Source organism: Dokdonella aquatica, from assembly GCF_051987395.1.
Taxonomy (GTDB): Bacteria; Pseudomonadota; Gammaproteobacteria; order Xanthomonadales; family Rhodanobacteraceae; genus Dokdonella.
On sequence record NZ_CP197094.1, the window covers coordinates 25,677 to 46,696 of the forward strand.

At 70.5% G+C, this 21,020-nt stretch carries 14 protein-coding genes and 1 riboswitch; of the genes, 3 read left to right on the top strand and 11 right to left on the bottom strand.

Features of this window, described 5'->3' with window-relative positions; genetic code table 11:
- Positions 1–69 precede the first annotated feature (69 nt).
- Positions 70–4,236 carry a beta strand repeat-containing protein gene (locus ACQQ2N_RS00125; protein ID WP_440223631.1) on the top strand — a complete coding sequence of 1,389 codons (4,167 nt, stop codon included), beginning with the start codon at positions 70–72 and terminating at the stop codon, positions 4,234–4,236.
- A gap of 342 nt (positions 4,237–4,578) precedes the next feature.
- Here ACQQ2N_RS00125 and ACQQ2N_RS00130 read toward each other — a convergent pair whose 3' ends face one another.
- Positions 4,579–5,940 (bottom strand): hypothetical protein, encoded by a 1,362-nt coding sequence (locus ACQQ2N_RS00130; protein WP_440223632.1) that lies wholly within the window; start codon positions 5,938–5,940, stop codon positions 4,579–4,581.
- A gap of 226 nt (positions 5,941–6,166) precedes the next feature.
- On the opposite strand from ACQQ2N_RS00130, the gene ACQQ2N_RS00135 reads away from it, so the two are divergent.
- Positions 6,167–6,529: a nuclear transport factor 2 family protein gene (locus ACQQ2N_RS00135; protein ID WP_440223633.1), complete on the top strand. Its 363-nt coding sequence runs from the start codon at positions 6,167–6,169 to the stop codon at positions 6,527–6,529.
- Positions 6,530–6,598: 69 nt separating this feature from the next.
- Here ACQQ2N_RS00135 and ACQQ2N_RS00140 read toward each other — a convergent pair whose 3' ends face one another.
- Positions 6,599–9,397 carry a protein kinase domain-containing protein gene (locus tag ACQQ2N_RS00140; RefSeq protein ID WP_440223634.1) on the bottom strand — a complete coding sequence of 933 codons (2,799 nt, stop codon included), beginning with the start codon at positions 9,395–9,397 and terminating at the stop codon, positions 6,599–6,601.
- Positions 9,394–9,969, bottom strand: coding sequence for an ECF-type sigma factor (locus ACQQ2N_RS00145; protein WP_440223635.1), 576 nt, complete (start codon positions 9,967–9,969; stop codon positions 9,394–9,396). Before ACQQ2N_RS00145 ends, ACQQ2N_RS00140 begins: the two co-directional genes overlap by 4 nt.
- A gap of 194 nt (positions 9,970–10,163) precedes the next feature.
- Between ACQQ2N_RS00145 and ppa the strand changes: the two genes are divergently transcribed.
- Entirely contained in the window at positions 10,164–10,703 is a 540-nt protein-coding gene (ppa, locus tag ACQQ2N_RS00150) for an inorganic diphosphatase (RefSeq protein WP_440223636.1), read from the top strand.
- Positions 10,704–10,742: 39 nt separating this feature from the next.
- Here the strand turns inward: ppa and ACQQ2N_RS00155 are convergent, their stop codons facing one another.
- The 8 genes from ACQQ2N_RS00155 to ACQQ2N_RS00190 form a co-directional block, all read right to left on the bottom strand.
- On the bottom strand, positions 10,743–11,798 hold the full coding sequence (locus ACQQ2N_RS00155; protein ID WP_440223637.1) for a kelch repeat-containing protein: 1,056 nt from the start codon (positions 11,796–11,798) through the stop codon (positions 10,743–10,745).
- Between the two features lie 221 nt (positions 11,799–12,019).
- Positions 12,020–14,425 (bottom strand): winged helix-turn-helix domain-containing protein, encoded by a 2,406-nt coding sequence (locus ACQQ2N_RS00160; protein WP_440223638.1) that lies wholly within the window; start codon positions 14,423–14,425, stop codon positions 12,020–12,022.
- A 28-nt stretch (positions 14,426–14,453) separates the two neighbouring features.
- Positions 14,454–14,729: a GNAT family N-acetyltransferase gene (locus tag ACQQ2N_RS00165; protein WP_440223639.1), complete on the bottom strand. Its 276-nt coding sequence runs from the start codon at positions 14,727–14,729 to the stop codon at positions 14,454–14,456.
- A gap of 31 nt (positions 14,730–14,760) precedes the next feature.
- Entirely contained in the window at positions 14,761–15,774 is a 1,014-nt protein-coding gene (locus tag ACQQ2N_RS00170) for a DUF2333 family protein (RefSeq protein WP_440223640.1), read from the bottom strand.
- A gap of 112 nt (positions 15,775–15,886) precedes the next feature.
- Positions 15,887–16,495 (bottom strand): ferritin-like domain-containing protein, encoded by a 609-nt coding sequence (locus tag ACQQ2N_RS00175; RefSeq protein WP_440223642.1) that lies wholly within the window; start codon positions 16,493–16,495, stop codon positions 15,887–15,889.
- Positions 16,496–16,672: 177 nt separating this feature from the next.
- Positions 16,673–17,932 carry a hypothetical protein gene (locus ACQQ2N_RS00180; RefSeq protein WP_440223643.1) on the bottom strand — a complete coding sequence of 420 codons (1,260 nt, stop codon included), beginning with the start codon at positions 17,930–17,932 and terminating at the stop codon, positions 16,673–16,675.
- 325 nt (positions 17,933–18,257) lie between these two features.
- Complete coding sequence (gene thiC, locus ACQQ2N_RS00185) at positions 18,258–20,135, bottom strand: phosphomethylpyrimidine synthase ThiC (RefSeq protein ID WP_440223644.1); 1,878 nt, start codon at positions 20,133–20,135, stop codon at positions 18,258–18,260.
- Positions 20,136–20,190: 55 nt separating this feature from the next.
- Positions 20,191–20,285: riboswitch (TPP riboswitch) on the bottom strand.
- Between the two features lie 46 nt (positions 20,286–20,331).
- Positions 20,332–21,018 (bottom strand): class I SAM-dependent methyltransferase, encoded by a 687-nt coding sequence (locus ACQQ2N_RS00190; protein WP_440223645.1) that lies wholly within the window; start codon positions 21,016–21,018, stop codon positions 20,332–20,334.
- Positions 21,019–21,020: the final 2 nt, after the last annotated feature.

Sequence of the window (21,020 nt, forward strand, 5' to 3'; positions counted from 1 at the left end):
GTGCTCCATCACTCGAGGGGAGGAACCATGAGTGCGTACCTGGTAACGCGATCGCGTACGAGGCGGTCGATGCTGTCCGTGAGAAACGTCTCGACCTGGCTGGCGGCCGTCGCCGCCGCCGGCATCGCGACCGGCGCCAACGCGAAGACGTTCGAGGTGGAGCCGCACGCGCGGCTCGTCGTCGATGCGGTCGCCGGAACCTCCGCTACGACCTCGCTGCCGACACCGCACACCCCGCGAGGCGGCGCGCCGACGTCCTACACGAACAGCACGGCGATCACGATCACCGACTGTCCGAATCCCTGCCCCACATCGGGCCAGGCGGCGTCGCTGTATCCGTCGCCGATCACGGTCTCCGGCGAGACCGGCGTCGTGCAGAACGTACGCGTCACGATCAACGGTTTTTCGCACGCCTTCCCGGCCGACACCGACTTCCTGCTCGTCTCGCCGAGCGGCCGCAAGTCCGTGATCATGTCCGACTTCGGCGCGGGCTCGCCCGGCGTCTCGAACATCAACATGACGCTCGACGACTACGCCGATCGCCCGGTGCCGTCGACCGTCACCGGCAACACCGGCGTGCCGTTCGTGACCGGTTCGTACCGTCCGGCCAACTCGGGCACGACCGACCTGTTCCCGGCACCGGCGCCGGCCGCGCCGTACACGTACACGTTGTCGGCGTTCAACGGCGACAACCCGAACGGCACCTGGAACCTCTACATCATCGACGACGCCAACCTCGACGGCGGTTCGATCAGCGGCGGCTGGACCCTCACGTTCGACGCGCGTCCCGCACCGCCCGCCCCCGGTGACATCCTCATCACCGAATTCCGCACGCGCGGCGCCGGCACGACGCCGCCGGGCTCGGACGGTTCGTCCGACGAGTTCATCGAGATCTACAACAACACCGACGACTCGATCACGATCATCGACGCGATCCCGGGTGCGGATCCGACCGGCGTTGCGGGCGCCGGCTGGCGCTTCTCGGGCGCACAGGCCGGTACGGAGACGACGTACCTCGTCCTGCCGCAGACCCTGAGCACCGGAGGTCCGCTCGCACTGCCGCCACGTGGCTACTTCCTCGTCACGAGCCAGCCGACCACGCCTTCGCCCGCCGGCAACACCTACAGCCTCTCGACCTACCCGACCGGCACCGGCATCACCGCGAGCGGCTCGACCAACGTGGCGGTGAATCCCGCCTCGGCGACGGTCGGCTTCCTGCCGGACGACGTCGGCCTCGCCGTGTTCTCGACCGCGGCGGCGCTCACGGCCAACCGGCTCGACTCGGTCGGCTACAGCTCGGTCACGTCGGCCGATCACAAGGAGGGCGCGGGCCTCGCTCCTGCGGCCGGCATCACGACGGCAGGCCAGCACAGCTGGACCCGCAAGGCCGATACCGTCACGGGCGTACCCGTCGACACCGGCGACAACGCGGCCGACTTCACGCTGGTCGACACGACTGCGGCCACGCTGAACGGCATCGCGGCGATCCTCGGCGCACCGGGTCCGCAGCGTGGTCCGACGATGACCGCCTTCACGACGACCTCGGCACCGCTGCATGGCATCGGTACGACGATGACCTCCGCAATCATCGATCCCCTGCAGGCCGCCGACGCGGCACCGAACCTCGTCCGTGATCTCACTCCGGTCACGAACGGCACGCAAGGCACGCTCAAGATCCGTCGCACCTACACGAACAACAGCGGCGTGCACCTCGTCGCCGCACGCTTCCGCGTGGTCGCGCTGTCGACGTTGTCCGGAGGCGCGGCGCCGGCCGGCCAACTCGATCTTCGCCTGCTCAACTCTCCGACGCAGACGATCACGCTGACCGACACCACGACGGTGACGGCGCAGGCCCTCACGCTGCAGACACCCGCCGCGCAGGCCCTCGGAGGTGGCGTCAACTCGAGCGTGGCGATGGGCGTCATCACCACGACCGCGCCATGGGCGAACAACAGCTCCCAGACGGTCGAGTTCAACTTCGGCGTCAACACGCCCGGCAGCCTGCCCTACGAGATTACGATCATCGCGGAAGGCCTCTCCGGCACCGGCCTCGGCGACGTTTCGGCGACCGACACGTTCGGCATCGAACCGGTCGCCGACGTCTCGATCACCAAGACGGACGGCGTCACCCAGGCGATCCCTGGCACCTCGGTGACCTACACGATCACGGCCACCAACAACGGTCCCGGCGCGGCGACCGGCGCGACCATCGCGGACACGTTCCCGGCGGTCTGCGTCACCCCGACCTGGACGGCCACGACCACCGGTGGCGCGACCGGCTTCACGGCGAGCGGCAGCGGCAACATCGCCGACACCGTCACGATGCCGCCGGCCGCGACGATCACCTACCTCGCGACCTGCCCGATCTCGCCGGCCGCGACGGGCACGCTCGCCAACACCGCGACGATCGCGGTCACCGACGATCCCGACACGTCCAACGACAGCCAGACCGATACGGACACGCTGGTACCGACGGCGGACCTCGCGCTGACCAAGACCGACGGTGTCACGTCGGTGGTGGCCGGCGGCTCCACGACGTACACGATCACCGCGAGCAATGCCGGCCCGAGCAACGCCCCGGGCGCCACGGTCACCGATACGTTCCCGGCCGCATGCACGAGCGTCGCGTGGACCTGCGTCGCCGCCGGTGGCGGCAGCTGCAGTGCGAGCGGCAGCGGCAACATCGCCGACACCGTGAACCTGCCTTCGGGCGGCAGCGTCACCTACACCGCGACCTGCAACGTGTCGCCGTCGGCGACCGGCACGCTGAGCAACACGGCCACGGTCGCGGCCCCTGCCGGTGTGACCGATCCGGCCAACGGCAACAACGCGCAGACCGACACGACGACGATCCTCGCGCCCGCGGCGCTCACGATCGCACCGACGACGCTCGCGTTCGGCAACGTACCGGTCGGCACCACCAGCGCCGCGCAGTCGGTGACGCTCGGCAACAGCGGTGGCGTGTCGCTGCAGGTCACCTCGGTGACGGCAGCCGCGGCGCCGTTCGCGGCAGCCGGCGGCACTTGCGGCGCGACGCCGATCACGATCGCCGCGGGCGCCTCGTGCACGCTCGCCTACACGTTCGCACCGACCGCGACCGGACCGTCCAGCCAGCCGATCACGATCACGTCGAGCAGTCCGGGCAGCGGCAGCGTCACGCTGTCGGGCACGGGCGCGCAAGGCGTGCTCGCGGTGGCGCCGACCACGCTCGCGTTCGGCAACGTCGCGGTCGGCACGACCAGCGGTGCGCAGACCACCACGCTGTCCAACACGGGCGGCGCCAGCCTGACCGTGACGTCGGTGACCGCCCCGGCTGCACCGTTCGCGTCGTCCGGAGGCACCTGCGGCGCCACGCCGATCACGATCGCCGCGGGCGCCTCGTGCACGCTCGGCTACGCGTTCGCACCGACCGCGACCGGGCCGGCCAGCCAGGCGATCACGATCAGTGCCGGCGCGGCGGGCAACGGCAGCGTCGCGCTGTCGGGCACCGGCACGCAGGGCGTGCTCGCGATCGCGCCGACCGCCGTCGCGTTCGGCAATGTCGCGGTCGGCACGACCAGCGCCGCGCAGTCGGTGACACTGTCGAACAGCGGAGCCGCGAGCCTCGTGGTCACGACGTTGACCGCTCCGGCGGCACCGTTCGCCTCGATCGGCGGTTCCTGCGGCGGCGTGCCGATCACGATCACGGCAGGCGCGTCGTGCACGATCGACTACACGTTCGCACCGACCACGACCGGACCGGCCAGCCAGGCGATCACGGCCGACGCCGGTGCAGCGGGCAGCGGCACGACCACGCTCGGCGGCACCGGCGTGACCGGCGTCGTCGGCGTGCTGAATCCGTCCCTTGCGTTCGGCACGGTCACGGTCGGCGACGACGGCACGCTGCTGCTGACGATCACCAACACGGGCGGCGGCCCGCTCACGGTGACGTCGATCACCGCGCCGGCGGCTCCGTTCGCACAGGTCGCCGGTGGCAGCTGCACCGCGGTGCCGTTCACGCTCGCCGCAGGCGCGAGCTGCACGGTCGCCTACACGTTCAGCCCGACGGCTCCCGGCAGCTACACCTCGACGATCACCGTGACCGCCGACGTCGGTTCGGTCGACGTGACCTTGAGCGGCGAAGCGGTGGCCGGCACGCCGGCCGTGGCCCTGCCGATCGGCGGGCGACCCGCGATGCTCGTGCTGCTCGGCATGCTGTTGCTCGCAGCCGGCCTCGCGCTGCGCCGCAGGGCCTGAGTCACGCACAAGCCCCCCCGGCCGCGAGGCTGGGGGGCTTTCCTGGAAACGGAACGCCGGACGTCATGTCCGGCGTTTTTTTGCGCCGTGCCCGGCGATCTACCCGCCACCGCGACGGTGGCGACGCGTGGCGAATGGCCGGACCGTGCTTCCGATCGTCTCCCCCGGGCGATGACCGCCGCCAGGATCGTCGACGCAACATCCACCTCGGGCGCGATGTTGCGCAGGTACGCGACGATCAGGTCATCGACCTCGTCGCGTTGTCGCTCCCGCAGCGGCCGTGATCCGGCATCCCGAGACTCCGTGATGACGAAAGCCCGCGCTCCGGCGTGGATTTCCTGCTCAACGCGGCGTCATGACGGAGGCAGGAACGGCATCGAAGCCGTCGTCGAATCCCGTTCCCATCACGATGTCGCATGGACCTCCAGCCTCGAAACGATGCACCACGATCGCGCTCGCGATGCCGGCACCGGGCAGCCGGATGCCGGCGACGATCCAGCCCTGCGGCGCAGACGCGACACGTCCGTCGTCACGAAGGCCCAGCGGGGGAACGAAGCGGCATGCGGCTCCCGAGGCGGCGAACTCGGCGAAACCCGATTCCGAGGGGTTCCCGAAGCCGGCGGAACGCGAGCCCGCGACCAGCATGCGTCCGCCGGCGGACCTCGCCATCGCCTCGATGCGGTCGATCCGGCCGGCGGTCGTGTCGGACAGCACGTGGCCGTCGCCGCCCTGCACGCGCACGACGCGGAAGCCGCCCGGGACGCGCACGCCGAAGGGTGCGACGAACGCGTCGCCGTCGGCCGACACGATGAGTCCGGCGAAGAGATGGGCCGCGTCGAGTGGATCGCGGATCGCGATCCTGCGCGTCCACGCGCGCAATCCTGCGGGCGCGATCTTCCACACCTGTCCGCGGTGCACGCCCGCGGACGACTCGGGCTCCGCCGCGACGAGCACCGCGCCCGCCGCATCGACGGCCACGGCAGGCAGGCCGAGCGGATTGCCGAGGTCGCCGAACTCGCGGTCGACGAAGACCACATCGCCACCGGCCCCGAAGCGAACGGTCACGAAACCTTCGCCGATGCCGCCGGCGGCCGTCACGACGGCACCCCCGTCGGCGGTCGGCACGATCGTCGGCGTGACCAGCGTTGCGAATCCGCTCGACCATCGCCACTCAGGCAGCGACAGGCCACCGGCATCGCACCGCGACACCAGGACATCTCTGTTGGGCAGCGACACATGCAGCAGGTGACCTTGGCTCGAGACCGCTCCTGATCGACGCCCGGCACCGACGCTCGGTGCCGGCATTCCGCCGCGTGGCCATGTGCACGTGTGCAACAGTGTGCCGCTGGCGGCATCGAGCACGCGGGCCCCGGCGACCTCGTCGAACACGCCGAACACGGCGAGCCGTCCGTCGCCGGACCACGCGACGCCTTCGCTGAGTACGAGCCGTTCGTCGTAGCGCCAGGCCAGGCGGCCATCGGCCTCCCACATGCGCAAGGCGATCCCCGAACGGTTGGCGTGCGTCCACTCGGTGAGCAGGACACTGCGTCCATGCGCGTCGGCAAGGACGTCGATCATCCTGCCGTCGTGCATGTCCGCGGATTGAGGGTCCGCACTGCTCCACTCGGGCAGCCACTGTGCGTGGGCGAGCGCGGGTACCGCCACGCACCACGCCATCGACCATCCGAACGCTCTCGACCGCATGACCGTGCTCCAGGCTCGTGACACCACGGAAACGCGAAACGGTCGTGAAGTGGTCCAGTGCCAAGACAGGAACGATCATCATCGCTGCCCGTCGCCGCGACATCCGTCGAGGGCGGCCATCGCATCGTGCCGCGGACATGCGTTTCGTCGCGCTCCTGCGTGCATCGACGACCGCTCCGTGACGGCAGGTTAGGCTTGACCTCTCCGCCCACCCGTATCCGCACCCATGGCATCCACCACCGATACGCTGCTGCAACTCGAACGCGACCTTCTGGATCCTGTCGTGCGCGCCGATGCGGCACGGCTCGACGCGCTGGTCGCCGACGATTTCCTCGAAGTCGGGGCTAGCGGCCGCTCGTTCGGCAAGGACGAGGTGATGACGCGCCTGCCGGTCGAGCAGGACGTCGCGTTCACGGCCGAGGCGATGCAGGCGCACGTGCTCGCCGAGGGCGTGGTCCTCGTCACCTACGTAGCGGAACGGCGATCCGGCGGCGAGACCGTGCGCTCGCTGCGCAGCTCGATCTGGATCCGCACGGCACGCGGATGGCAGATGCGCTATCACCAGGGTACGCCGACCGCAGGTCCGTGATCGGCGACGTCGACCGTTGCAAGACGATTGTCCTGCCGCACGAGATGCGAGCACGCGGGCAACACGCGATCACGCCGCCTTGCGCTGCTCCTGCAACGCGGTCTTGATGCCGAGCGTCGCCGCAAGCCGCTCGAACAGCACGCACGGCGCCGAATCGAGCATGAACTTGGCGTAGACGTTGGCGTGCACGCGTTCGACGAGCGCGCGCGCCTCGTCACGCTGGTCGCGGCGCACGAGCACATCGGCGAGGTCGAGGCGCAGTTCGGTGACGGGATTGGATTCCTGCCCCGCCGAGGGCTCGATGACGGCCAGCGCGCGACGCAGCAGGGCCTCGGACTCCGGCAGGTGGCCGAGGTCGCGCTCGAGCAACGCGCGCGCACGGATGATCGTCGCGCCGCGCGGATGCTCGGCGCCGAAGTTCGCGGCGAGGTTGGCCTGGGCCTGGTCGAGGAAGCTCGCCGCCGTCTCGTGACGGCGGTTGAGGCGGTTCCACTCGGCAAGGCCGACGAGACGACGCAGGCGCGCGATGCGGCGGTCCTCGGAGCCGTCGTCGACGATCTCGCGCTCGATCAGCGCGAGCGCCTCGCGGTACTCGCCGCGCAGCATGAGCACGCGGCCGAGGTTCTGGCGGTAGATGTCGGGTCGCGAACTGGTCGGGTCGGTCTCCGCCTCGGCGAGCGCGAGCGCCTCGCGCATGAGCGGCTCGGCGAACGCGAGGTCGCCGATGTGCTCGCCGAACGAGCCGAGGTTGTTGAGCGCGACCGAATACGTCGGGGTGTTCGTCTCGCCGCGCGCCTTCATCGCCTCGACGTTCTCGCGCAGCATGGCCACGGCCTCGACCGGACGTCCGTCGTTGCGCAGGACCATCGCGAGCTGGTTGCGCAGCGAGATGACCCAGTCGCTGCCCGTGTCGAGCGTGCGCAGGCGCTGGGCGAGCACGCCGCGCAGCAGCACTTCGGCTTCGCCGAACAGGCCTTGCTCGGCGAGCACGGCCGCAAGGTAGGTGCGTGCGCTCAGCAGCGTGCTCTCGGGTCCGCTCGCCTCGAGCTCGGCGACGTTGCGGCGCGCGATCCCGATCGCCCGCGCGTTGTCGCCGTTGCGGATATAGGCCTCCGACAGCGCGTTGTTGGCCTCGCCGCGCAGCATCGAGGCCTTGTCGCCGGCCTTCGCGGCCGCGGCGAGCGCGCGCTCGGCATCCGAGATCGCCGCGACGAGCTGGCCGATGCGGCCGCGCGCGAGCGACACGCTCGTGAGCATCTCGGCCATGACCGCGGGATCGGCGTCGCCGCGACGCTCCTGCAGCGCGATGCCTTCGTCGAGCACCTCGACCGCCTGGCCGAAACGGTTGCTCGTGTTGAGCATGTTGCCGTACAACGCGAGCGATCGCGCGAGCGCGACGTCGTCGCCGCTGCCTCGCTGCAGCTCGATCGCGCGTTCGATCGTCGCGATGCCCTTCTCGGCCTGGCCGATCTTGGCGTAGATCTCGCCGAGTGCGGTGTACAGCCGCGCACGCGCCATCGGCTGCTCGTCGAGCTGGTCGGCGAGGTCGCGCACGCCGAGATCGACGAGTTCGGCCGGCGAGATCGGTCGCGCACCGGCCTTCTCGGGCGAAGCCGCGTCGAACAGGCCGACGAGGTAGTCGACGACCCGCGTCGCCGCGGCCGACTCGCGCTGCGCGAGCTGCTCGGCACGCCAGGCACGCTCGTTCTCGGCCGCGAGCCGCCACACGAACACGCCGGCCAGCGCGACGAGCACGAGCGTCGCGGCCGTCGCCCAGGCGTGCCGGCGCACGAACTTCGCCATGCGGTAGCCGACACTGTCGGGAGCGGCCTGGATCGGTCGTCCACGCAGGTAGCGTTCGAGATCGTTGGCGAGCGCCTCGGCCGACGCGTAGCGTCGATCGGGCTCGGGATGCGTGGCCTTGCCGACGATGATGTCGAGTTCGCGGTCGCCGCCGCGCGCGCCGTCACGCGTGCGCCGCGTCGACGGCTCGGCGATGCGGCCTTCCGCGTCGGGCCGCGGCACCTCGTCGGTGATCAGCTCGAACAGCAGCGCACCGAGGCTGTAGATGTCGGTCGCCGTGCTGACCGGCTGACCCGTGCGCTGCTCGGGGCTCGCGTAGGCGGGCGTGAACCACGGCATCCCGGTCTGCGTCTGGTGCTGGCCCGAGGCATTGGCGTCGAGGAGCTTGGCGATGCCGAAATCGAGCAGTACGGGCGCGCCATCGGCGCGCACGAGCACGTTCGCGGGCTTGAGGTCGCGATGGATCACGAGGCGCTGGTGCGCGTAGTGCACGGCGCGGCAGACCTGCTGCACGAGGCGCAGGCGCTTCGCACGCGGCATCGACGCCGCGCGCACGTGCCCGGTGATGCTCGCTCCGTCGATGTACTCCATGACGAGGTACGGCTGCCCCGCTTCGCTGGTGCCACCGTCGAGCAGGCGCGCGATGTTGGGATGGCTCAGGTCGGCGAGGATCTGGCGCTCGCGGCGCAGGCGCTGGCTCGCGTCGTTCGTGGCGATGCCGCGGATGATCTTGATCGCGACGCGATGGGCGAACTCCGAATCGACGCGCTCGGCGAGGAACACCGTGCCCATGCCGCCGCTGCCGATCTCCTCGAGCAGCACGTAAGGACCCAGGCGCAGGCCACTCGCGGGTTCGCGCAGCGCCTCCCCGGCCGCGCTGCCGATGCGTGCGGTGAGGCTGTCGGTGTCCTCTTCGTCGAGGTGCGCACGCACGAGCGCGAGCGCCTCCGCGGCGAGCGTGGCGTCGGGTTCGTTCGCGGCGAGCCAGGCCTCGTGCGTCGCGGCGGGCTGTTCGAGCAGCGCGTCGAACAACGCCTGCAGGCGCTGCCAGCGCGCGTCGCTCACGACGCGAGCCGCTCGCGCAGCCAGGCCTTGGCGAAGCGCAGGTCGCGGTCGACGGTCGGCACCGACACGCCAATCGCCTCGGCGATCTCCTCGCGCTTGAGGCCGAGCAGGTAGTGGTACTCGATGATCTCGTGCTTGCGTTCGTCGATCGCCTGCAGCGCGCGCAAGGCCTCGTCGAGGCCGCTCGCATCACCTTCGGTGCCGACGAGGTCCTCGGCGGCCGACAAGGTGACGTGGGCACGGCCACCGCCGCGCTTCTCGCTGCCGCGCGCACGCGCCGTGTCGATGAGGATGTTGCGCAGCGCCGCGCTGACCACGCCGTAGAAATGGCGGCGATCGCGCCATTCGACCTCGGCCTCGAGCAGGCGCAGGAACATCTCGTGGGCCAGTTCGGTCGCCTGCAGGGTCATGCCCGAGGCGTTCTGGCGCAGGTGCTTGCCGGCCATCGCGCGCACCTGGGCGTAGACGATGTCGGTCAGCCGCGAGGCCGCCACCGCGTCGCCCCCGCCCCAGGCGCGCAGGAGCACGGTCACGTCCTGGCGGGTCACGTCGGCGGGCGCTTCGGCGGTCATGGCGGGCTCGCGGGCGAAAGTGCAAGCAAAGCGCACTGCCGTGCGGCCGGCAAGTCCCTTCCGTGGGTACCGGCCCGCCTTGCAGGCCGCGGCGGTGCGCCGCGCCGCCCCCGCCCATGGTCGCCTATGCTGCCCCGCAACAATCCCTTATCCTTCCTGCCCCTTTTGAGAAGCCCCCCGCGAGGCACCTGCGCATGGCACTGGAACTGGTTTCGGCCGGCCGCGACGTCCCCCACGAGATCAACGTCGTCATCGAGATCCCGAAGGATTCCGAGCCGGTCAAGTACGAGGTGGACAAGTCGACCGGCGCGATCTTCGTCGATCGCGTGCTGTCCACGCCGATGCGCTACCCGTGCAACTACGGCTACGTGCCGCAGACGCTCGGCGGCGACGGCGACCCGCTCGACGTGCTCGTGATCCTGCCGCTGCCGCTGGTGCCGGGTTCGGCGATCCGCTGCGTACCGGTCGGCGTGCTGCGCATGAGCGACGAGGCCGGCAGCGACGAGAAGCTCGTCGCGGTGCCCGTGCCGAAGGTGTTCGAGGGCTACGCCCACGTCACCGACATCAGCCAGGTCTCGCGCCACTGGCTCGATCGCATCGGCCACTTCTTCGAGCACTACAAGGATCTCGAGAAGGGCAAGTGGGTCAAGATCGACGGCTGGTACGGCGCCGAGGATGCCAAGAAGGAAATCCTCGCCGGCGTCGAGCGCCACAACGCCGCCGCCAAGGCCTGATGTCACGGAAGGCGCGCCGTACGGCGCGCCTTCGTCGTTTCACGGTACCGGCGTGTCGAAACCGTCGGCGAAGATCGCGTCGGGCTGCGCGTTCGGATCGTAGATCTCGCCGAAGGTGACGCGCCCGGCCTTCGGATCGAGCATGTCGTCGCCACCGGTCAGCAGCACGCTGCCGTCGGCGAGCAGGGTCGCGTCGAGCGAACTGCGCTCGGTCGCCGGTCCCGGCTGGATCGACGTGAACGTGTCGGTCGCGGGATCGAACAGCTCGGCCGTGCTCGCCGCGAGTTCGTCGTTGTAGCTGCCGACGATGAAGATGCGTCCGTCCTCGAGCGCGCGCATGCGGAAGTCGATGCGGCCCATGGCCATCGACGCCGCGAGTGGCGAGAACGTGTTGGTGACCGGATCGAACACCTCGGCCGAGTCGTGCTGGCCGCCGCCGTTCATGTAGCCGCCGGCGACGAGCACGCGGCCGTCGCCGAGCAGCACGGCGGCATGGCGCTCGCGCAACGAGACCATCGGCGGGGTCACGGTCCAGATGCCGGTCGCCGGATCGTAGAGCTCGCCCTCGGGGCGCATGCCGCCCTGGCCGAGCCCGCCCGTGACGAGCACGCGACCGTCGAGCAGGCGTGTCGCGGTGTGCACGTAGCGGCCGAAGTTGAGGTCGCCGGTGCGCGCGAACGTGTCGGTCTGCGGATCGAACAGCCACGACTCCTTGCGGAAGCCGCCGTTGAAACCACCGACGACGAGGATGCGGCCGTCGCTCAGGCGCACCGCCGCGGTGCGCTCGCCGCCGACCGGCATGCCGGCGTCGACCGTCGTGAACGTCTCGTTCTCCACGTCGAACAACTCGGCATTGGCCTGCGTCTCGCCGTCGCCGTAACCGCCGACCACGAGCACGCGGCCGTCGCCAGTCGAGAGTGCCGCGTGGTCGACGCGCGGCACGCTCATCGGCGCGGTCTCGGTGAACTCGCCCGTGGCCGGATCGTAGATCTCGGCAAGCTCGGTGGTCGGCCGGGACGACGTGAAGACACCGCCGACGATCAGCACACGGCCGTCGCTCATGCGCGTGGCGACATGCGAGGAACGTGGGGTCACCATGTCTCCCGTCGGCGTGAACGCACCCTGCGCATGGACGGAGCCTGCCACGAAGGCCAGCGCGAGGACCGCTGCGCGGGCGGGACGGCGGAGGGACGATGACGCGTCGAACGGCAACATGGCGGAACCTCGGAAATTGGGAGTCCCGACCCTAGCGCGAGGGCGGTGCCACGCCGTTCCGCCGGCGATCGGATCCTGTGAGATTGCCGTGTGATCGCATGTCAGCGGCGTGACCGCGGCGTGGCAGCGGGTGACTCGGCCTCGCCGGACGCGACCGCCGAGGCTTCGGGCGCGGCGGCGAGTCCGGCCGGCACCTCGCGTTCCCCCGCGAGCGAGCGCGCACGCACGAGTGCGGCCGACCACGGGTCGACCTGCCCCACCGCATGGCGCACGCGCAGCTGCAGCAGCGCGGCATCGAAATCGACGCGGGCGGCATCGGCAACACGCGCGGCGGCGAGCATCGCGGCGTCGAGGTCCTCGCGTGCGAGATGCCAGTCCGCCTCGGCCTCGGCGACCCGCAGCACGTCGAACGGAACACGTCCGGCGGTCGCACGCCGCGACGCGCCGGCGAACGCGGCCGAGGCGCCGGCCTCATCGCCCTCGGCGACCCGCACGAGGGCCTCGGCGAGGTCCGCATAGGTCCGGGAATCCGCGGTACCGACGCGCGAGGCCCACGCCTGTGCGCCACCCGCCACGTCACGGGCCGCGCCGACGTCACCTTGCGCGAGCCGCGCACGGACCCGGGCGACGCGCGCGCGGCCCACGTCACGTCCCGGCTCCGATCCCGCCGGCCCGGCGAGTACGGCGTCGAGGGCATCCTCCCGCACTACGCCGAGGACATGACCCAGCCACGCATGCTGCAGCGGCCATTCGGGACACGCCGCTTCCGGCGATGCGGTGCACGCCTCCGCGAGCACGCGCCGCGCAAGACCGAGCCGTCCGTTGGCCGCGAGCACCTCGGCGCGGGTGAGCCGCGCCAGCGCACGCGCGCGCGACGGCGGCACCTGGGCGACGAGGTCGGCGAGGCGCGCCTCGCCCGCAAGCGCCGCACCGGGTTCGAGCAGCAGCAGGTGCACGTGCACGACGTGGGTGCGCGTGACGAGTTCGTCGTGAAGGTCGCCGAACGCCGCGAAGCGATCGACCGCGCGCTCGAACAACGGCAAGGCTTCGTGCAGCCGTCCCGCCGCCATCTCGAGCACGCCGGCCGCGCTCTCGGCACGCGCGAGGCCGAGGCGGTCGCCTGCCGCCTCGAACTGCATCCGCGCGAGGGCGAGGTCGTCGCGCGCGGCGTCCGGCGTGGCGCGACTCGTCGCGGCAGCCCGCCCGACCAGGGCACGCGCGCGTTCGACGCCAGCGTCCTGCGTGCCGAGCACCGCGAGCGCCTCGTCGGACGCACGGCGCGTGCCTTCGAGGTCGCCACGCGCATAGCGTACGTTGGCGAGCCCGTTGAGTACGCGGGCACGCAGCAACGGCTGGTCGACGAGCACGTCGTCCTTGAGCAGGGCCGCGTAGCGCGCCTCGGCACCGGCGAGATCGCCACCCTCGAACGCGGCCCAGCCGAGCAGGTAGCGCAGCTCGGGCGCATTGCGCTCGGCCTCGCCTGCGCCCTCCACGAGGCGACGCACGCGCGCACCGTCGGCGGCAAGCGCGGCGGCTTCGACGCGCACCAGCAGTTCGCCCGGCCCCGTTCCCGCGGCTGTTCCGCCGCCTGGCGCGACCTCGAGGCCGCGCTTCGCCGCGAAACGATCGGCAGCGAGGCGCGCGGCATCGATCGCATCGTCGGCCTCACCGATGCTGCGCGTGTCGTCCACGTCGCCTTGCGTGGCGAGGCTGACCTGCCAGCGGCCGTCGACACGGCGTGCCTGGGCGCGGATCGCGAACACGGCCGGCGACAAGGCGAGCACGCGCGCGACATCGGGTGGTGCCTCGAGGCGTGACTGCGTCGCACGCACGAGCGCAAGGCTGGCCTCGTCGGGAACGAGCCGCTGCCCTGCGGCCTGGAGGCGATCGCCGATGACGCCCATGAGGCCGAGCCGCATCCAGGCCTCGTCGTCGCCGACCGCAAGTTCGACAGGCAGAAGCACGGCGAGCGGCCGCGCATCGGTCCCGGCGCGTGGCGCCTCGCCGTCGCGCCACCACGCGGAACCGGCGGCCACCAGCAGGGCGAGCATCGCGAGGCCGGCGACCCATGCGGCGAGACCACGACGGTCGCGTGCCGCGACGACGGCGGGCCATGACGGCCGATCACCCTCGCCCGCCGCCGCGGCAGGCACGGGGGAGACCACCGCATCGTCGAGCTCGACGACCTCGGCGACCCAGCGGTAGCCGAACCGCGGCACGGTGCGGATCGCACTGTCGGCCGCGGGGGCATCGCCATCCACCAGACGGCGCAGGCGCGCGATGACCTGCGCAAGCAGGTTGTCGGGGGTACCGGCATCGCCCCACACGGCGGCGATGAGCTCGTCGCGTCCGACCGCGCGGTCGCGGTGGCGGATCAGCCAGGCCAGTGCATCGAACAGCTTGGGCGCGAGCGCGACCACGCTGCCGTCGTCACGGCGCAGTTCGCGTGACGCGACGACGAGCGTGCACGCGCCGAAGCGGTACGCGGACGCGACCTCGTGCGTCATGGGAGTCGCGGGCACCGCACGCGTGTCGTCAGGCGACGAGGTCCGCGACCTCGGGATGGCGCGCCACGTACGCGGCCGCATACGAACACGCCGGCACGACCTTCCAGCCCTGCCCTCGCGCGAGCGCGAACGCGTGGCGCGTCAGCGCGGCGGCGATGCCGCGCCCCTCGAGCGCGCGTGGCACGCCGGTATGCGTGATCGTCATCGTGGTGCCGGCGAGGCGGTACTCGAGCACGCAGCGCAAGCCCTCGACCTCGGCATGGAGCACACCTTGGGTACGATCGTCGTGGATGCTCAGGTCCATGGTCAGGCCCTCGTGGAACGTGCGGGACGCGTCAGCCGCGGCGCAGCAGTTCGCGCAGTTCGATCAGTGCCGCGTTGGCGCGCGACACGTAGTTCGCGATGACGAGCGAATGGTTGGCGAAGAAGCCGTACGGCGAGCCGTTGAGCACGATCGGGCTGCCGAGGCCCTTCTGTGCCTCCTCGAGCTCGCGGATCACCTGGTCGAGGCTGACGGCCGCGTTCTTGTCGCGCAGCACGGTGGCGAAATCGACGCGGATCGCCTCGAGCTGCGCACGCAGCGCCCAGGTGTAGCCGCGTGCCTCGTAGAAGTTGTCGTCGATCTTGAGCCAGGGCGTCTTGACCACGCGCTGCGCGGTGGCGGGCTTGGCCTGCTGCGCGCTCGCATCGTTGGCGAGGTCGGTGTCGATGCGCACCTGGCCGACGCTCGCCGACAGGCGCTGCGACAGCGAGCCGAGGCGCGTCGAGACCACCTGCAGGTAATCGGCGAGGTTGTCGGCGCGCGCGTAGAACTGGGCGTCGTTCGGATCGTCGTCGACGAGGCGGTTCGCGTAGCTTTCCACACGCTCGATCGCCTTGCGGTACTGGCTCTCCGAACTCGGCAGTAGCCAGCGGTCGTTCGGCGAACTGAACAGCGGATCGGCCTCCATGAGGTCGCGATCCTCGACCGACTGCGTCTGCGAGCGGCTGAACTCGTTGCGCAGCGCGCGCGTGAGGTCACGCGAGGCAGTCAGCACGCCGAATTCCCAGTTCGGCTGGTTGTCCATGAGCACGCCCGGCGGGAAGCGGTCGTTGCTGAGGTAGCCGCCGCGCTTGTCGAGCATGCGGCTCGCGGTCTCGATGAGCGCGATAGCAGTCATGGAGCCGGTCACGATCGGTCGCTGCGTCGCGGTGGCCCGCGCCTGGGCCGCGCGCGCCACGTCGACGCGATCCGGTTCGGTATCCCACCACCACATCAAGGCCAGCACGACGAGCGCATAGGCGGCCAGCACACCGAATACGATGGGCAATCGGCGACGACGGCGCGCAGGTGGGGGAACGGTGGCCATGTGGATCATCCTCGGCGCAGGGGTGCCATCGGGCACGCGGTCAGGTCGCTAGCTTCCCCGATTCGCGCCCCGCCGCCAATGGCCGGGGCGCGCGCGCCGGAAGGACCGCGCTTCAGTGCTTGCCGCGTGGCTTGGCAGGCTCGCCCTTCTTGCCGAGGTCCTCTAGCAGCGTCTTGAGGTCTTCGGCGTGTTCCTCCTCGCTGGCGAGGATCTCTTCCATCATGCGCCGCGTGGTCGGGTCGTCGTTGCCGAGGTACTGCACGATCTCGCGATAGCTGTCGATCGCGATGCGCTCGGCGACCAGGTCTTCCTGGATCATCTCGACGAGGCTTTCACCCTCGATGTACTCGGAGTGGCTGCGCGTGAGCATGCCCTCGGGCGAGAAGTTCGGCTTGCCGTCGAGTTGGGTGATGCGCTCGGCGATGCGGTCGGCGTGGCCCTGCTCCTCCGCGGCGTGCTCGAGGAATTCCGCCGCGACGCTCTTGGCGTTGATGCCGGACGCCATGTAGTAGTGGAACTTGTAGCGCAGCACGCAGACGATCTCGGTCGCCAGCGATTCGTTCAGCAGCTTGATGACGGTCTCGCGATCGGCCTTGTAGCCGTCGGTGACGGCACCACGCTCGATGTGTTCGCGTGCGCGACGGCGGATCGTCTCGATGTCGGTGAGGAACGGTTTCGCCTTCGCCTTCGCGGGCGTGATCTTGCTCGGTGCCGCCGCCATGGCCTGCCTCCTCGTGCGAGTGGGTGGGTGGACGCCGCGATGCCGGAGGACGGCCGGATGCGTAGCGCCCGGCGACGGTAGTCCGCGCAGCGGGAAAGGACGATGAACACGAAAAAGCCCGGCCGTCGCCGGCCGGGCTTCGTTCACGCTGGCGACCCGAGGCCGCCGTGCGAAGGGTCAGAGCGCGCGACGGCGCGTCGCCACGACACCGATCGCGACCAGCGCCAGCACCATCAGCAGCAGACCGACGGGACCCGACACCGGCAGTGCGACCGACTCGGTCGGACCACCGCCACCGGCGCCGAGCACCTGGAATGCGTTCGCGCGCGAGGCGACGAGGCCGCCCGGCGTCTGCGTCGCGGTGACGGTGCGGAAACCCGGGGCCGCCGCGGCATCGATCGCGAGCGTCGCGGTCGCGCTGGTCTCGCCGGCGATCACGACATTCGACACCGTGATGCCCGCGCCGAACGCGAACGTCGTCGCGGGGTCGAAGCCGACGCCCGAGATCGTGACGTTGACCGACGTACCCTGCGAACCGCTCGCCGGCACCACGCTGGTCACGCCGAACTGCGCGATGTCGGGCACGTCACCGAACGACGTCGCGGCCTCGATCGTCACGCTCTCGCCCGCGGCGATCGTGCGGTTCCACTGCAGCGCGGCACCGTTGTCGATGCAGGTGGTGCCGCCGGCGGAGCCGTCGAGCTGGCCCGCGCCGATCTGCGACCACACGTTGCTGTAGCCCGTGCCCGTGTAGGTGTCGGCCGGCGTCTGCGGGATGTAGAGGATGTAGTACGACGCCGGGCTGCCGCAGTCCCGGCCGCCAGGGCTCGTCGTCGCGCCCTCGAGGTACGGGATGCCGTTGTCGTCGCCGGCGAGGTAGATGTCGCCGCCGAGGAAGATGCGCGCGTCGACAGGGCCCTTGCCGCCGTTGGTCAGTGTGAGGCGCTTGCGGAAATAGTTGTCGCCGTTGACGTACAGCACCTGCTGGACCGTCGACAGGCCGCTCGCGACACCCGCGTTGACCGTCACCTGGAACGGATTGGCCTGGCTGCCGTCGCCCGTGACCGCGCTGATCGTCTGCGCCTGGAACGGCGTGTAGGTGCCGAGGCCGCCGGTCGCCGAGCCGCTGTGGCTTGCGAAGTCCGGCGCGTAGAGCACGCCATCGGTGCGCACGAACCAGCCCATGTCGGCCGTGCCCGTCGAAGAGGACGGGAAGATCTGGCCGACGCCAGGGACATCGGCGTTGAACACCTGGAACGAGTTCTCGTCGCCGACGACGATGCGCAACGGTGCGCCTTCGATCGTCGTGGCGGCCGGCAAGCCGCGACCGCTGTGCGGCACCATGCCGTCCTTTTGCGCGAACGCCGGCAACGCCGTGGCGAGCGCGAGCACGCCCGCGAGGCCCGCGCGCACGAGGGCCTTGGATTGGTTGTTCATGCAATCACTCCATCTGCTTCAGGGGGAAAAAGCCGCCGCATCGTACGGAAGCCACGCGATGGCGCACAGCCCGACGTGCGCGAAGTGCGAACCACGCAACATCGCGACAACGGCGTCCATCACGACCCCGTTACGTGAAACGATGGCAAAACCTGCAACACGCCTGCGCAGGCCCGCGAACCAGCGCAGCCTGGAGCCTGCAGACGGCATCGCACCGCCCGCGCCCGCCCCATCCCGCGAAGTCGCTCCCCGTGACGCGGGCATGCGTCACGGGATCGTCATGCGACACGCGGCCCCCTTGCCGCGTGCATCCCGGGGAAGTCTCTCAGTCGGGTCGGTAGATCTCCGCACCCGCGGCGCGGAACTCGCTCGCCTTCTCGGCCATGCCGGCCTCGAGTGCGGCCGCGTCGCCGACGCCGTGTTCCCTGGCGTAGTCCCGAACGTCCTGGGTGATCTTCATCGAGCAGAATTTCGGACCGCACATCGAGCAGAAGTGCGCGGTCTTGTGCGCGTCCTTGGGCAGCGTCTCGTCGTGGAACTCCTTGGCCTTCTCGGGATCGAGGCCGAGGTTGAACTGGTCGCCCCAGCGGAACTCGAAGCGCGCCTTCGACAACGCGTTGTCGCGCGCCTGCGCGGCCGGATGGCCCTTGGCGAGATCGGCCGCGTGCGCGGCGAGCTTGTAGGTGATGATGCCGTCGCGCACGTCCTGCTTGTCGGGCAGGCCGAGGTGTTCCTTCGGCGTCACGTAGCAGAGCATCGCGGTGCCGTACCAGCCGATCATCGCCGCGCCGATCGCGCTGGTGATGTGGTCGTAGCCCGGCGCGATGTCGGTGGTCAGCGGCCCGAGCGTGTAGAACGGCGCCTCGTGGCACTTCTCGAGCTGGCGCTCCATGTTCTCCTTGATGAGGTGCATCGGCACGTGGCCGGGGCCCTCGATCATGACTTGCACGTCGTGCTTCCACGCCACCTGCGTGAGCTCGCCGAGCGTGTCGAGCTCCGCGAACTGTGCGGCGTCGTTCGCATCGGCGATCGAGCCCGGACGCAGGCCGTCGCCGAGCGAGAACGCGACGTCGTAGGCCTTCATGATCTCGCAGATCTCCTCGAAGCGTTCGTAGAGGAACGACTCCCTGTGATGGGCGAGGCACCACTTGGCCATGATCGAGCCGCCGCGCGAGACGATGCCGGTCACGCGCTTCGCGGTGAGCGGCACGAACGGCAGGCGCACGCCGGCATGGATCGTGAAGTAGTCCACGCCCTGCTCGGCCTGCTCGATCAGCGTGTCGCGGAACAGCTCCCAGGTGAGGTCTTCGGCGACACCGCCGACCTTCTCGAGGGCCTGGTAGATCGGCACGGTGCCGATCGGCACGGGCGCGTTGCGGATGATCCACTCGCGCGTCTCGTGGATGTGCCGGCCCGTGGAAAGATCCATGACCGTGTCGGCGCCCCAGCGGATCGCCCAGACCATCTTCTCGACTTCCTCGGCGATCGAACTCGTCACGGCCGAGTTGCCGATGTTCGCGTTGATCTTCACGAGGAAGTTGCGGCCGATGATCATCGGCTCGCTCTCGGGATGGTTGATGTTGTTCGGGATGATCGCGCGGCCGCGCGCGATCTCGTCGCGCACGAACTCGGGCGTGATCGTGCGCGGGATCGCCGCGCCGAACGACTGCCCTGCATGCTGGCGCAGCAGGTGCATCTCGCGGATCGCCTCGAGCTTCTGGTTCTCGCGGATCGCGACGTACTCCATCTCGGGCGTGACGATGCCCTTGCGCGCGTAGTGCATCTGGCTCACGTTCGCGCCGCTTCGCGCGATGCGCGGCTTGGGCACGCTCGGGAAGCGCACCGCATCGAGCTGCGCGGCGGCGGCGTGGCGGCGCGTGAAAGGCGAGCTGAAATCGGCGAGGCGCTGCGTGTCGTCGCGCTCGTCGATCCAGCGTGCACGCAAGGCCGGCAGGCCCGCGGCGAGATCGACGCGATGCGCGGGATCGGTGTATGGACCCGAGGTGTCGTAGACGGTGAACGGCGCGTTCTTCTCGGCGCCGAACAGGCTCGGCGTGTCCTCGAGCGCGATCTCGCGCATCGGCACGCGCAGGTCGGCACGCGTGCCCTCGACGTGGATCTTGCGCGAACCCGGGATCGGGCGCGTGACGGTTTCGGAGAGTTCTTCGGCCTGGCGGAGAAGCGGGGCGGGAACGGCGTTCATCGGCATTCGTCCTCTGCGGAGTGGGACGAAGCGAGGCGCCGCCACGGGCACACGCGCCCCCGGCGACGAAGCTCCCTACACCGGTGCTAACCGGATCAGGTTCGAAGGGACTCTCTCAGCCGGCACGTGCCGGCACCCCCGCTTCAGGCCGGCATTCAACCACGTCCACGGGCGCGGCGAAACCCGCGCAGTGCGTTCAGCTGGCCGGGTTACGGGCGACGAGGATCAGCGAGGCCGGGCGGCCGGTCCGCGGATGCAGCGGCTCGCGGACTGCCTCGACGACGAGGCAGGACGACCGCAGCAAGGCGATCCAGCTCTCCAGCGTGCGGAAAAACCACGGCGCCGGATCGCGGAACGTGTCGTCGAAGCCGGCCCACGAGCCCTCACGCCAGCCGTCACGGTACGGCTGTGCACCGCAGGCCTCGAGCGGGTGCAGCGTCTGCACGATGAACATCCCGCCCGGCTCGAGAAGGCGCGGCATCGCCGCGACCAGCGCATCGACCGACGCGCCGCCGATCAGCGAGAAGTTGCACACGGCGAGATCGAACCTCGCCCCTAGCGCGCCGGCCGCGAGCGCCTCGTAGTCCATGACCTCGAAACGCCCGCCGCCTCCCGCGCGTGCGTCGTCGACGAGTGCAGGCACCGCATCGACACCGGTGACGTCGAGGCCGTGCGACGCGAGTTCGCGCGCGAGCCAGCCTTCGCCGCAGCCGACATCGAGCACGCGTCGCGGCGCGAGGGCGAGCACGGCCGCGACGACCGCCGCGTTCGTCGCGAGCACGCGGCTCGCGATCGCACCGTCGCGCACCGCGCGCGTCCACGGCGCGCCGTTGCGCTGCCACGAGGCGAGGATGCGGGCTTCGGCGTCGGTGATGTCGGTCATGG

What these genes read in the sequence shown, in the direction of transcription:
- ACQQ2N_RS00125 (WP_440223631.1), top strand. Translation starts at nt 70, where the DNA reads ATGCTGTCCGTGAGAAACGTCTCGACCTGGCTGGCGGCCGTCGCCGCC.
- ACQQ2N_RS00130 (WP_440223632.1), bottom strand. Translation starts at nt 5,940, where the DNA reads ATGCGGTCGAGAGCGTTCGGATGGTCGATGGCGTGGTGCGTGGCGGTA.
- ACQQ2N_RS00135 (WP_440223633.1), top strand. Translation starts at nt 6,167, where the DNA reads ATGGCATCCACCACCGATACGCTGCTGCAACTCGAACGCGACCTTCTG.
- ACQQ2N_RS00145 (WP_440223635.1), bottom strand. Translation starts at nt 9,969, where the DNA reads ATGACCGCCGAAGCGCCCGCCGACGTGACCCGCCAGGACGTGACCGTG.
- ppa (WP_440223636.1), top strand. Translation starts at nt 10,164, where the DNA reads ATGGCACTGGAACTGGTTTCGGCCGGCCGCGACGTCCCCCACGAGATC.
- ACQQ2N_RS00160 (WP_440223638.1), bottom strand. Translation starts at nt 14,425, where the DNA reads ATGACGCACGAGGTCGCGTCCGCGTACCGCTTCGGCGCGTGCACGCTC.
- ACQQ2N_RS00165 (WP_440223639.1), bottom strand. Translation starts at nt 14,729, where the DNA reads ATGGACCTGAGCATCCACGACGATCGTACCCAAGGTGTGCTCCATGCC.
- ACQQ2N_RS00170 (WP_440223640.1), bottom strand. Translation starts at nt 15,774, where the DNA reads ATGGCCACCGTTCCCCCACCTGCGCGCCGTCGTCGCCGATTGCCCATC.
- ACQQ2N_RS00175 (WP_440223642.1), bottom strand. Translation starts at nt 16,495, where the DNA reads ATGGCGGCGGCACCGAGCAAGATCACGCCCGCGAAGGCGAAGGCGAAA.
- ACQQ2N_RS00180 (WP_440223643.1), bottom strand. Translation starts at nt 17,932, where the DNA reads ATGAACAACCAATCCAAGGCCCTCGTGCGCGCGGGCCTCGCGGGCGTG.
- thiC (WP_440223644.1), bottom strand. Translation starts at nt 20,135, where the DNA reads ATGAACGCCGTTCCCGCCCCGCTTCTCCGCCAGGCCGAAGAACTCTCC.
- ACQQ2N_RS00190 (WP_440223645.1), bottom strand. Translation starts at nt 21,018, where the DNA reads ATGACCGACATCACCGACGCCGAAGCCCGCATCCTCGCCTCGTGGCAG.